Origin of the sequence: Aneurinibacillus sp. REN35 (assembly GCF_041379945.2) — a bacterium.
Lineage (GTDB): Bacteria > Bacillota > Bacilli > Aneurinibacillales > Aneurinibacillaceae > Aneurinibacillus.
The window spans coordinates 1-14,840 of sequence record NZ_JBFTXJ020000016.1 but is presented as its reverse complement, the minus strand read 5'-3'; the positions used below and the strand labels follow the sequence as shown (position 1 = coordinate 14,840).

Genomic DNA, 14,840 nt, shown 5'->3' with positions numbered 1-14,840 from the left:
TAAAATGATAATTGAGAAAAATATAGCTAGAATTGAGTGTGGTAATGAAAGCGGTACGGGATTTTTGATACAGAATAACCTAGTATTGACGGCTCTACACACTGTTTCTGATTATACTAGTAATCCTGATAATATCTTAATTACGTTCCCTTATAGTGAATTTTCAAAAGGGGAAATGGGTGCGAGAGTAATTGATCAAGATGAAGACTTTGATATAGCATTATTAGAATTAAATATAGAATTTGAAAATGATAACTGTTTGAATATTAACATATCTAAAACCGCTGAAAATGAAAAGTGGGAGACATTTGGATTTCCCGTGAGTAAATGGACTTCCGGCGCCAAACTTACAGGTTACATACTGAGATCAAATATAGAGAACGATCAATTATTATGGGATACAGATTTAAATTATGAACAACAATTTGAGAGATTCGATGGATTTTCAGGTTCACCTCTTGTTGTAGGAGGATACGTTAAAGGGATTATTTTGCAAAAACTGGATGGTACTGTGGCAGCTATTAGTACATTTAAAATTAAGCGGTTTCTAGATAAAAATAATATTGTCTACGAAAATGTCCTTGAATCGGATTTACCTCATATAAATTCTAATATAGAAGATATAGAACTATTAGTTAATACAACGGTAGTTATAGAACTAGAGAAAAAGTTTGATGAGCAAGCAAAAGGCTATATCCTTTTAAAAGGAAGTCCGGGGTCTGGAAAAAGTACACTTATTGCGGAATATAAGACTGATAAATCGAATGTGAAAGTCCTTGGTAAATATTTGATTAGAAATAAACATGATGGTTTGCCTGTATCATTTAAATCATCAGAGATAGTGTTTGCTGAGTGGTTAGAAAGAATATTATGGAATGAATTATATGTGGACATGCCACCTAAACGAGATAGAAAACTTCATGAATGGATTATTGATATACAAAAGTTATTTATCTTGCTATCACAAAAGTTAATGAAAAATGGTAAAAAGGGAACAATTTTCATTGATGGGATTGAAGATGTATATTTTCTAAATAAGATTCAAGATTTTTTTAGTGTATTGCCAGAAGAATTGCCTAGTAATATTTTGATAGTTCTAGCTTGTCAAAATGAAGAGTTTTTACCTACTTTATTCAAATCTCGTATAAATGAAGAAAATATAGTAAAGGTTGTCCCTTTGGCTGCTAACCAAACTAGATTTATAGTTAACAATAGATTACGAGAAGAAAATTTTTCTTTGACTATTAAAGAAGCTATTGCAATGAAATCAGAGGGACATCCTCTATATTTAAGATATTTAATAGAAGAATCCATTCAATTAAAAGATGAAAAAATTATAAATCAATGGCTAAATCAGATTCCCTATATTGAAGGAGACATCAGAGTTTATTATGAAAGTATGTGGCAACGGGTACAAGAAAGTCCTAATGAATTATATATTTTAGCTACAATTTCTAGATTAAGGGAACCTGTGGATGAAATTATATTGAGAAAAGTACTACCATCTCACATTGGCAATATGCTAATAGCTTTCTTGCCAAAAATGAGGCATCTATTAGATATAGATGAATGTATAGCTATTTATCACTCCTCATTTGCTAATTTTATAGTGGATAAAACAAAAATAATGAGTCAAGATATTCATTACCAAATTACGTTATTTTGTAAGGAACAAGATAATCATTTATATTCAATAAAAAATATTTTATTTCATATGTTAAGACAAACAGAAGACCTTAGAATTGAAGCGATAATATATTGTAACCAAAAATGGGCAGATAAATGTACAACTTATCATATAGAACCAGATTTGATAGTATCTGATCTAAATGAAGCAATAGATTTTGCACTGAGTAATAAAATTGAAATTAAAGAAACTATCAGGTTATTACTGTTAGCTCAAAGAATTAAATTTAGATACAATAATCTTTTTGCAAAGTATGCTGTTGAATTTGCTAATTTGTTGATTCAGAAGAAACAGTTTAATGAGGCAATGAAATATATAGTGAGGCAAGGTTTTTTAATTATTGAAGATGATAATGCTATCGATTTCTTGATTAAGTTTCTTGAAAATCATGCTTTTGAGGAAGCGCAGGAAATCTTTCAAATTTTAAGGCATAGATTAATACTGGCAATGGATTTAGGTGAAATAAGTTATAAAGCTATAGATTCTTATTTCAAAGCTTTGTCCATTGTAACTTCATATCAAGCAGACGACCCAGAATATGAATTTTCTAAGGAATATAAATTTTTAATTTCACAATTAGAATATATATCTGATGAAAATAAAGCAAATTATATGGAATTTTGTTTATTAATAGCTTCATATCATAGGGCGTTCTTAATTTTTAATAGAGATATATATAAGTCTATTGAAGTTTATGAAAAGCAGGGTCTTCCTATCGATAGCAACATGATAAGAATTCTATCTTTTACTCTTATTGAATTATTAAACTTGGAAAAAGTTTATGGAAAGAAAGAGAATCTTCCTGGGAAAATCAAGTTGCTTGAAGATATTAAATATGTTTTTGGAAAATTTGATGTTAATAATGGTGACCATGAGATTGTTTTAACGGGGCTAATCGACAATAAATTTGAAGTTAATATCATTGAGAAGTTAATTCAAGATATGAATATTGGAAATACCAGGTTCCATATAAGGGAAAGTAACGGAGTAGATTTAAATTATAAATCGATATATATATTTAGCATGCTTTGGCAATATCGAGGATTTAATAATTATGGAGATAAATATCCTGAGATAGTAAAAAGCACATCAAGCACATGGGAGGAATTCCTTGAGAGTATAATTTCACTTGTAAGCTATATTAAAGGAAAAGCTTGGAGAGAGAGATGTCTAGATACAGAGAGTGAGTGCAATGAATTAGCGGATATATTGAAAAACATTCTATTTCCAGTCATGGGATTCGATTTAAAAGAAAGGTCCTCATGGAAAAGAAGTTATTTGCTAGTTGAAGACGCATTGGTTTACGTGTATCGAGAAATAGCTGAGTTTTATAAAGAATATTGTCCGACAAGAGTCCTTGATTTTCTAGATTTTCTAATGGATAAATTAGAAATTCAGTTAGGGATGTACACTGAGGGATTTAGAGAATCAATATTCTCAATCATAGATGTTTTAAAGGGGACTAAGGGTACTAAAAGAAAAATTTATGATCTTAGTAAAGGATTAGAAAAACATATTTTGTTAGGAGTTCAAAATAGATGGGAACGGACTGAAGACTTAATTAAACTAGTAAATATATATGCTTACTTAGAAAATGATGGTAGTGTTCAAAGGGTGTTTCAAGAATTATTAAATACTTCGATGGGACCATCATGGTATAAAGAAGATCAATTGTCATTAATAAAAAGTTCCTTAGTAAATTTACAACAGTCAAATGAAATTGAAAGTTATTTACCTACTATAGCTAGTATTTTAGAATATGCTTCTGGAGAAATGACCTTTCAGCGATATGTACGTGTAGAAAAGGAAGAATTTATAGGGGGGTTATGTAAAGTAGGGAATTTAAGCAATGCGATTGAATTTCTGAAAGAACAAATTTCACCTCTACCTAAGGTGCTTCAAGAAAAAGTAGAGTCTCCACAGATAGATTATGTAGATAGGGGGAAAGGGTATAAATTTGGCGTAGGAAATCTAGAAGAACAGAATGCTATATTAGAAATATTGGATAGTACTCAAGATATGAATCCTTTGTTAAAATGGGGATTTTGTGAGTTATTCTTGATTGGTGATATGAGATATTTAAATCGTTTTGCATATATGATGGCAGATATAATTTGTAAAAGCGATGCAGTTAATGAAAGAGGGATATTTTTTAATAGATTATTGAAAATCTTTATTTCTGATATGACACAAAATGAAAGAGATACTTTTTTAAAATCTATTAAATGTGTTTTGCCACAAGAAATTTATAATGATTTATTGGAATTAATAAAAATAAATAATATAGCAATAGAAGTAGAGGAAATAAAAGACACTATAGAAGATATCACAATTCAACAAATGACATCAGAACATCAAGAAGGTAAAAATGCTCAAGAAGAATTATTTTTCCCTGGTACTTTCGGAAAAAAATCTTCACTTGAAGAATCTAATCAAGCTTTTTTGGAAGCAACTGAAGAGATGTATATGGATAATAATACAGCTGCTAAAGAAAAATTTATTGAAGGCCTAAAAATATTACAAGAAGGTGGATGGCAAATTTGGTCTGGAACCGTTAGTACAGAAGCAAATCAAGCCTTTAGGAACTTAGCAAAGATATGTGATGAACAAGATCTTGTAATTGCGATGAGAACACTAATTCTAGATGAGGAATATGCACAGGATTGGCAAATTGTACAGAAAATCTTAGATTTAATAGGAAGTAGATTTGGGGAATCTGATGCAACAGAAATATTAAAAGTAATAATTGAACATTTAAATTTAATGGTGCGACCACCTGAAGAGCTTAATGAATACTATCATTGGTTAAATAACAAAAAATCTTCAAAGCATTTTAATGTTGAATTGGCTCAACTTTTTGTATGGTATTTAAACAGCCCCTTAACTCATATTAAATATAGAGGACCAGAGATTTTAAAAGCTTTAACTAGGATAAATCCTAACTTCTTTATTCCAGTTATTTTAGACTATAGTTTAAACATATACAGTGGTGATGCATCGGAAATATGTGCAGGTATTATTTATAGTCTAGCTCTTGAAGATATAAATCTAGTTTGGATGTATGTTAATCACGAATATACAATTACTCGTATAAAAGAATGTGAACATTTTACTATAAAATATACCTTTATGAAAATTTTAGGGCTAGGGGGAGTAAATCTCTCTGTATCAGATAATTCTTCAGTGCGTGAAATGGGGATTTATGGGCTTGAGGTAGATGAGGAATTCTGGAGAAGTAAGAATTCAATGTTCACTATATTAGAGAAACTTAATTGTTGGAATAAAGATGATTATAAAGAGATGGAAAAACATATTTTGGAAAATAATAAAGAATTAGATATTACTGATTTAATTAGGATTGATGACTACCTATCATTGGCATATGAAAAACAAGGACAATCAGGAATACTAGAGTCGGAGACTTACAAAGCTATTAATAAAGTATTAGTGAAAAAAGTATATGATGCTGATGCTTTAAAAATATTTAGAGCTTTAAATAGGGTTAATCCTACATTCCCAGCAGAACAAATTAGGTTAAGTAGTAAACCTAGTAAAGGAAAAGAAATAGAAGAGTTCATTTTGGGAAAATCAGGACCAGAAAAATTCTTATATGAAGGGAAATACGAACATATTCACTATACAGAAATCTTATATTCTGAAGAAGAAAGGTGTTTTAAATCTGTTGAAATTATAGCATTTCTTAGAAAAAATGAGGATGTTATAAATGATGAGTTTGATTTCAATGCAATGGCTTTAAAATTTAAAGTAAATGATTTTCCAGATTTCAGACGAGATCAGGTGAATACAACATCATCTTATAGACCTTTAATTTATAAGGGGGAGCTTGAAACTACTTATTATGGGGGGACGTTTACACCTGCATATTTAAATAAAGATCTAGATATTCTATCTAATGTAAATGAAAGAGATATAACTAGTGAAAGTTGGATTGAAGGAAGAAGTTGGGATACTGGGAAAGTCGGTATGCCATTAAGAGAAGGTTCAAGACTATTGATATCTAAAGAAATAATAAACTCAATCAAAGAAACAGGATGGAAATTAGTTTGGTATGTAAATTATAATGATGAGAATGCATTCATTATAGATCGTGAAAAAAGAGAAATTGTCAGCTTATGGTGAGGAGGGATGTTAAATGAAAATGACGGCCATGAATACTCCTTTTACCCGAAGAGAGTTTGAAAGAAACTTTTATATAACAGCCGAATTAATGAAAAAAGGCAAAATGCATTTCTCAGACAGAGTTGATGGGACGATTGATGGTTTATTAAGAGTGAGGTATCTTCCAAATGGGAGAATCGATTTTCTGAGTGTTAATGAGATGGCTAGATTGCATGTTAATATGATGGGGAATTTTTCAGGTGAGGGGCTCTTTAAAGAATTTGAAGAGATTAATGAGTAAAGATTAATCACGTTTGATCAATCTTTCGTCAGAATGGGCTCTTTATATTTGTTATTAAATAAAGCTGCTTCAATAAATATGCATAAACTTTGAGTAAGTAAGACTCATTCCAATTTTGGGAGTGGGTCTTTTTTTTATGTTCCTGTTTTTTTCAAAAGTGATTCAGTTATTATCCTTTTTGTTTAGAAAAAGAATAGTAACTAATTTTTTGGTTTAAGAGACTATTATTTTGACGAAGCTATTAGAAAAAAGAAAGATGGTTACTATGGGATATATTGAAGAAATCATTAATAGTCTTATCACATCCTTGCGTGAAAAACAGAGAACTTCGAGGAAACTTCTTCGAATTGAAAAATTTGAAAATGAAGTGATTGTAGCGATTGGTTCCGCTAGAAAATATCACGAGTTAGGAGGATACAAAAAATTCTACGAGATTATAACCCAGTTAAAGAAAGAAGGGGTCCTTCAAGATATTGCAAACCCTCGCTTCAATGGAAAAAGACCTCGCTTATATGAAACTTATTGGCTTTCTCCTAAATATATTGAAAACACCTGGAATAAAGCGGATATGGCAAAAGTCATGAACTATTTGGAGTTAGGTTTTTACTTACGACATAAAAAGCATCAGACGGAAGATGAGTGGAGAAAGATATTGATACTCTATGAATTTGTAAAAAGCAAAGACTCATATATAAAAATAACAAGGGAGGAGCGTTCGCTTATGTTATTTAAAAATGAACAACTTCCTGATGATATTGAAGCGGAAAAATATTTAGCTTCTTCGGCAGGAGCCCGTTTAATGAATCGACTTCAATTAAAGCCCCAAGATCTTTTATATATAGTTGTGCATGAGCCATTTCATTATTGGAAGAACGAAGCGGTGCCAGAAAATAATTTACATGAGGTTCTCGTCATAGAAGGGTTATCTACTTATCAAACTCTTAAAGAAGTATTAATTCGACAATTGTCTTGGAATTTTGGACCGATTCCACATTACTTAATTTGGGGAGAAGGATACAGAATATGCAAGACATTGGACTACTTAAGGGATATTACGGATGATCCTACTCAGCTAACGATACGCTACTCAGGGGATATTGATTATGAAGGTTTCAATATCTACTTTGATGCTAAGAATAAATATAGACAATTCAATATTACATTGGCTCACTCCTTTTACGCATTTCTAATTTCTTTTTCAAATGAAGCCGCAACTAATGTGTTAACAGATCAGAATGTAATCGAAAGAAACCTATTTTTGCTACAAGAGGAGTTTAAGAACCACAAGGAAGTATTTGAAGGGGTTAAGGCATTATGGAATGAACGTAAGCGTATTGCTCAAGAGTGCATTAATTTTGAGACGCTGTTCATTAAGGGGGGATTTGAATAATGGAAAAGGCCCTGCAATTATCTTTCGAGGACTTAGGGTCACGCTTTAGGGTATTAATCCCTGTTTGGATTCTTGGCACGGGAGCTAATTTTGGTCGCTTAGCCCCTTTTGCTCGTCAATTGTCATTTACCCTTATCGCAGTAATTTTCTATCAGGAATTATTGGATGATGTCAGGAGAACAAGATATGACCTAGTACGGATGGTTTACAAAATAGCGGAATCAATGAAAATAGAATGTGATTGGCATGAAGCAGAGAAAATAGTTGATGCTCTTATGGTCAATGAGGGGAGTATGAAGCATACCTTTGCTTTCCAGGAACAATTCTTTAATGAACAAACATTGGAATGGGAAACCTTTCGTTTTCAGTATCTTGAGATTGATAGGGATGCAACAAATTTTGAAGAAGGGCTGCCGGTTTATAAATTATCTGAAGAGGCACAGGCTCTTTTTTTAAATACAAATGAAATTCAAAAACATCTTCCTGTTTCGATACAGCAGATTCTGGTCGAGTTGCTGATTGAAAAAGGGGAATTGAAGTCTGCCTTACGGATGTTGGATTCGTTGAACCATAGAGTCATGACCCTATTGAAAGAGGAAAAAATTCATAAAGATGAGCTTGTAAGAAATCCAAAGTCAACTATCTACGATAATAAAAGTCGATGGGGGAAACAATTGAAGGATGCGGAGGCTCAATTCGAGGAAGAGAGTCAAAAATACCGGAAGTTAGATGGAATTCTGCGCAGAATTGCTGTGTCTCCAGAGCATCAAAACACTCACATACAATTAACAAAAAGAGTCACAAAAACTAAAAATAATCACGATAAGCTGGCAAAATTGGTTATTGAAAACATCCGATTGGAATTGCAGATAAGGAACTCTCATTTCAGGAACATATGGCTAACCAATACTACCTCATTCAGGAAAACGATTTGGGAAGAAAAAGTCAAGGCAGTTGGTTTTGCCCATCCTAATGAAATGCTAACACTGGTGGAATCATTGTTTTCGCCTCATAAGCCTTCCATCTTGCCGTTGGAATGGGGAATTGAGGATCATATGAATTTAACGCGATCTACTTTTGGAGGAACTGGAACCAAGAAAAAAGTTCAATTAAAGCCCATTTCCCTTGATTGGGAATCCATCTTATTATTATGGAAGCCAATATTTGAGGAATTATTAGAAACAGGGAGGGTTTCCTTAAAGTATTTGCAGCAAATAGATGAGTTTACGATGGCTAGGTGGGTAGAAAATCGGGAGGCTTTCGATTTTTGGTTAGCCTTTGCTTCGATGGACGAACCTTTCATTGTAAATAAGGAAAACCTTCAACAAATAGACAGTGACGATAAAGCCTTATTGCTCTCTAAGTTGATGGAGGAATATCCGCAATTATCAGTATTATGGAACAAACAGATCTTTAGCATTTCAAGCAATGATTCAGTGGTTTTACAAAATAAAATCGATGTATCTACTTATATCTTAACCTTGGGGGAGGCGGAAGAAAATGAACATCGCACAGATTGAGAAGTCAGCTTTTGAATTGGTGGCTTGTTTATGGCAAAGAAAGTATCTGCCGAATGATCATGAATTGGTCCATCCGTATATTGAATCTCAGGAGGTTCGGAATTGTGTAAGAAGACTAGCGGAAAGCTTTGGGCTAAAGGTCATAAGGCAAGATAATCACATGCACATCCTTGTGCAGCCTCACAGCTCCTTCCACACCAATCCAATATCCGAGTTAAAACGGAGCGTCAAAACCTATGACAATCGAGTTGATTTATACATCATGGGAGTAGTGTGGATGGTTATTTGTTCAGAAGCGGATAACGATATTGATTCCAAAATCAAGTGGGAGAACGAAGGGCTTTCGTATGGTGAGATTGAAGAGTTAGTGACTAAAACATTAAATCACTGGTACGAACTTGATGTAGAATCGGAAGGGACATTTTCTAAGGACTGGTCCCTTGCAGTGAAAGAAATGCATAAAAAATGGAGGTTGCTTCGGTATCACAAACTAGAAAATGGACGTGTAAGTTATATCAAGGAATCTAAATTTGGTTTGATAGATGGAGCGGTAAGAGAGTTGGAAAAGGATAGAATGGTGTTTATTGAACGGACGGCACAAACCAGCCGAATGACCCCAACGCCTGTCTTCTTTGAGCGGTTGCGTGCACGATTTGGAAACATGGATAGATACCAAGACCGCTATGATATGTTTCAAGTATTGTTGGAAGATGTAAAAGAAACTGAAGAAAAGGGTGCATAAGAGCTATGAGGTTTCCGGACAATTGTATCGCTAGTATAAATACCGAGGCATTGAAACCATTCAAGTTTAGTAATAAATCGTCTGAACAGGTTTTTTTTGTTATCCGAAATGTGGAAGGTGAAGGAATGACTTGTCTAGATATTTTTCGAAATTTAAAGAGTAGTGGAGAGGGGAGAGCATAATGGAGGCGAGACTCGCAAAGATGAGGGTCGTTGGATTGAAATATGATTCAGGAAACATACATACGGATGACTTAATGTTGGACTTTACCATTCCTGAATCAATGCCTGGTCATGCTGCCTATATTCTTCGAAATGGAGGAGGAAAAGGTGTCTTTTTTCAAATGTTGTTTCAGACATTGGATCCTCTGACTTCGTGGAAGAATGACCTAAACCATGTACATCACTTCTTTTTTAATGACGAAGAAAGACCTGTTGAATACACCTTTCACATTGTTCAGGAATGGCAAGTGTCGTTATCCAAACGTGTGATACTTGGGATTGCGGTGACTCCGCGTCTTGCCTCAAATGATAAAAAGGCGCTAACGCATTCTCCCATTGAACTAGATTATTTTCTTTATACGAAAGAGCCATTAGTAGTTGAGATGTCTGGTATTTTTGACCTTCAGCTGTGGGATGAAAAAGAAAAAGAGGCGGTTCCTTTCAATATATGGAAGGAAACAATCAAAGCCGATAAAACATTCCAATTTTATTCGAAACAAGACAAGGAAAGCTATCTTGAAAAAATCGAGGAATATGGATATGATGCCAACACAGTTAATATTCTAAAAAGAATCAACGTGGGTGAAGGCGGGTTCGGAGAGTTTTTCAAAGGCTCTACCGATAATACAGGTTTATTCTATAATCTCCTTGTTCCAACCGTAAACGATAAAATTGAAGGAATCGATTCACGAAATAAAAAAGAGGTTTCTGTTGTAACCACTTGGTTTTTAGAAGCCTTGAAGATTTCAAAAGAATTGCCCGACTTGTTAGCAATGGTAGATAGCATAGAACAAATTAATGATTATATTTTGCCACTTCAAGACCGCTTTAAGGAAGGAGAAGAAATTAAACAGTCCGTAGAGTTATGGGAAAATAAAGGAGGAGAACTTCTTCAACTTCTCACAACATTAATGGATTACAAAGAAAACCAGGTGAAGAAACTGGAAAAGGAGCAAAGAGACTGGAAAGAGCAACGTGACTTGGCAAGATGGAAATATGCAAACGTCGATTACATCGCTTTGCATCAGGAGAGAGATGAGGTCGAGGGTCAGTCCTATGAGTTGGAACATGAACAATTGAAAGCATACCTTGCCTTGAAAGAATATCAAGAGCAACTAGTAAATCATAAAGTTAATCTGGAACTCAAAAGAAGAATGGACAAACTGGATGAAATCGATGCAAACAATCAGAGCATTTCTGTCCTAATGAATTCCGAAGATATGAAAGAAGTAACAGCAGGTCTTGAAGGAATTAGGGAGTATTTTAAAAAGCGGTGGGATGATATTTCTGAATATTGGAAAAATGAAATGGACAGGAATACACGTTCTATCCTCGCGCATGAAAACAAAATTCAGGAAATAAAAGTGGACATGGACTCAGAAAATAAACAGAAAAAAGATTTGGAGTTTAAGGTACATGATCTTTCGAATGCCATAAACCAATTTGAGAAAAAACTAAAGGAAGCTTGTATGCAGTATGGGGCAGAGTTGCCTTACCAGATTTCCGGCATCATAGATGAGACTAGAAAGGAATTAATCCAAGTTAAAAATGCTTTTGAAAGCGTATTGAAGGCGCAATCTAATTTGGAAAATGAAATCGTGGATACAAGGATAGATATTGCCAGACAGGAAGACCGTGTGAAAGCAATTGGAAATGAAATTAAGCAAGTGAAGAATGAAAGTATAGATGTCACTGAAAAAGAAAATGAACTGGTAGCCAATGTCTCAAAGATTCTAAAAATGCATTTTCCTACTGAAATGGAAAGGGAGAGTTACTACCAAATCAAACGAGACCTTGAGAATTACTTGGATAAGACCGAAGATGCCCATAAGGAACAATTAAGGAAAATGTGGACCCTCCAAGAAGATATTCATCTGATAGAGGAAGGTAATAAGATTGGTTCCTATATCCCGAACGCTGATTTATTAAAGGTAAAAAAACTATTAGAAGCGCATCGCATTGAGTCCATGTATGGAAGCGAATACCTTCATCATCTTTCTTGCGAAGAGAAGCAATATGAACTAGAACGGAACCCAGCCCTGCGATATAGCATCGTAATGTTGGAAGAATCATTTGAATCGTTAAATCTTTCATTTATTGAACAAGAATTAATTCGTAATTATGTTGTATTGATGGATAAAACGAAATCAAGTAAAAAAGACAAACAAAGCACAACGAATCCGTTCTTAGACAAACAAGATGAGATGAATTACTTATTCAAAGACTTAAGTCATAGTTTCCTTGAAGATGAATATGAGTTCAATAAATGGAAAGTTGTGGTGAAGAAGAATGCAGATGATGCAGACCACGAAGTTGGGTTGTTTGAGGGGAAAATCAGACAAATCGAGAGAGCTTTGAAGGAATTGGAAGTTCTTTTGAGCGGGAAGCTCAAAACTGAATTGGATCTTAAATTATTGAACCTCCAAATTGAAGAAAAAAATCAAATGGGCACCCTATCTGGTATAAAAGTGAAATTGGAAGAGAAAGAAGAGTCTCTTAAAAAAAAGCTGGAAGAGGTTGAATCACTGAATAAAAAGCTAGTAATAGTCGAAAAGAATGAGAAGGAGCTCTTGCTGCTAGAAAAGGAACTAGAACAAGACAAAGAGAATAGGAAAACAAAAACAAATTTCCTTAAGCTCATTGAGGAAATGGAAAACAACGTTAGGCAGTTAGAGGGAGAAAAAGAGAAAATCACCATTCAAAAAATGAACAACAATGGAAGCTTTGAGGCCTGGATGGGATATGTACGAAATAACTACAGTACATTAAGGAGGATGTTAGGAGACATCCAAATGCCAGTAGTATCCGTTCAACAGACGTTTGATGAAAAAAAGGATTTACGCTCACACTCTTACCGTCATTCATTGTCCAAAGAAGCACGAGAACATATCATTAAATACAATGAGCTTGACAAGAACATAAGCAATAAAAACATCCGTTTAGCAGAGTTGAATCAAACAGTTAAAACACTGCAAGACCAAGTGATAGACCATGAAAATATTCTTCAAGAATTGAATAGGGATTTATGGAATGGATTATCTGTCCCGGAGAGTGATGAAATGCATCTTACAACGCTTGTTACCCAGGCTGAAAAACAATTGGACCAAGAGCAAGCAAAGGTGGATGGAATCGCGAGTAGGATGGAGTACAATCGTGAGGAAATCAAAAAGCTAGAAAAGCGTTTGGAAGATAAAAGGGATGATATGGAAAAAGAATATCCTCGTTTCGGTGCTGAATATATAGAGATTCCAGATTGGAAAGCAGCGAAAGAGAAATATCGAAAAGAACGAAATCTCTTGGAAAGGCAATATAGTGAAACAAGAGACGAAATTATCAAGCTTCATACATCCATTGAAGCGATTGAACAAACAACTCGCCTCCTAAAAGACTTGAGGCTGCCAGTTCATCCTGCTCTGGTATTATCAGAGGAAGAAAGAGTAGCTATTCATGAAAATCCTGTGGAATATTTCACCAAGTGGAACTACAAATATAATATCGTAACCACGGATTATCGTCGCTATCAAGAAACGCTGGGTAAACGCATTACACAGATAAAGGAAAAAATAGAGTCCTTTACCAGTATTCCGGAAACTTATCAAAAGGAGCTGGTCTATTTCTTATCTACTATTCGGGATATGAGCTTTGAGGATGCTGTGGTTTCTTTGAACAATTATCTTGATTGGGCAAAAAATAACCTTCAAGATGAGCTCGAGCAAAAAGAAAAAGCGGACAAAGCTGTTGACTTGTGTGCAGAACGACAATCCAGAAGGGTACTTGATGTCATCAATATTCTTCAGGACCTAGTACGGAAATTAACCATTGTAAACTGGAAAAAGGAACGTTTTCCATTGATAAAGTACAATAGGAACTTTTCTTTTCCAATGAAGGTAGAGGATATTAAGCCCTTAATCAAAGAATTCTGTATGAACGAAATTGATTTCTATGTTAATAAATATAAGGACAAAATTGATAATTTCACGGTGCATGATATTGTTAAAACCGTAAATATATCAAAACTGGTTTTAAAGGCAATGGGAGATTTCCCTCGCTTGATGATTCACATTCCCGGTATTGAGGGTGGGTTACTCCGAGGTGAAGCCAAGCATGCCGTATACAAGGAATGGGAAACCATTAACCAGGGGAGTATCACCTCTTCGACAAAGAGTGGAGGACAAACACTGCTTGCACATTTCATTGTTATAGCAATGATAATGAGACAACGAGTAGAGGAAAATAGTCCATTGTTCCTTGTCACGGATAATCCGTTTGGAACTATGTCAGCACCAGAATTAGTTGAAGGGGTTTTCAGCTTACTGGACATTTTAAACATTCAGTGGTTGGTTGTTGCTCCACCAATCACAAATGTATCTATTACATCCAAGTTTCCTACCATTAACAATATGAACATAGAGATAGTAGAGGGACGCAAGGTTCTTGAAAAGAAGCTTGTTAAGAACTATCGCAAGTATTTGCAAAACTTTAGTGTGCTTGATAATCCAGAAGAGCAAGACTGTATATCTTAATGACATAAAAAATCCGGATATGCACTATCCGGATTTTTTATTTTATGGTGTGAAATAAGAGGTTGGATTTATCTGGTTATAATGCGGTTTAGTATTATCATTCTTTTTGAGGGTGATTGTTGAAAAGGATGTTATAAAATGATCAAACTTTTTTATAAAAATTGTATACTAAGATGTCAGAAACATATTCATTTTGATCAAACTTTTTTCAAAATAGATTATTATTATTTGTTGTCATAGTTGGATTTTTAGGATGGTTTTGATCACACTTTATTCCAAACCCAGGGGTGTTGATTATCCAGTTTCAGACAAACCCCTCCCGTACAACTGTTTGTAG

At 34.1% G+C, this 14,840-nt stretch carries 6 protein-coding genes; all 6 read left to right on the top strand.

The window, feature by feature from the left end; translation table 11 throughout:
• Positions 1–4 precede the first annotated feature (4 nt).
• Positions 5–5,827: a S1 family peptidase gene (locus AB3351_RS20585; RefSeq protein WP_371149046.1), complete on the top strand. Its 5,823-nt coding sequence runs from the start codon at positions 5–7 to the stop codon at positions 5,825–5,827.
• Positions 5,828–5,840: 13 nt separating this feature from the next.
• A complete protein-coding gene (avs1c, locus tag AB3351_RS20580; protein ID WP_371149045.1) occupies positions 5,841–6,107 on the top strand; it encodes an AVAST type 1 anti-phage system protein Avs1c in 267 nt (88 codons plus the stop codon).
• A 229-nt stretch (positions 6,108–6,336) separates the two neighbouring features.
• Complete coding sequence (locus AB3351_RS20575) at positions 6,337–7,497, top strand: Wadjet anti-phage system protein JetD domain-containing protein (protein WP_371149044.1); 1,161 nt, start codon at positions 6,337–6,339, stop codon at positions 7,495–7,497.
• Positions 7,497–9,017 (top strand): hypothetical protein, encoded by a 1,521-nt coding sequence (locus AB3351_RS20570; RefSeq protein WP_371149043.1) that lies wholly within the window; start codon positions 7,497–7,499, stop codon positions 9,015–9,017. Before AB3351_RS20575 ends, AB3351_RS20570 begins: the two co-directional genes overlap by 1 nt.
• Positions 8,998–9,759 (top strand): DUF6063 family protein, encoded by a 762-nt coding sequence (locus tag AB3351_RS20565; RefSeq protein WP_371149042.1) that lies wholly within the window; start codon positions 8,998–9,000, stop codon positions 9,757–9,759. The genes AB3351_RS20570 and AB3351_RS20565 overlap by 20 nt, the downstream gene beginning before the upstream one ends.
• A gap of 181 nt (positions 9,760–9,940) precedes the next feature.
• Positions 9,941–14,503, top strand: coding sequence for a coiled-coil domain-containing protein (locus AB3351_RS20560; protein ID WP_371149041.1), 4,563 nt, complete (start codon positions 9,941–9,943; stop codon positions 14,501–14,503).
• Positions 14,504–14,840: the final 337 nt, after the last annotated feature.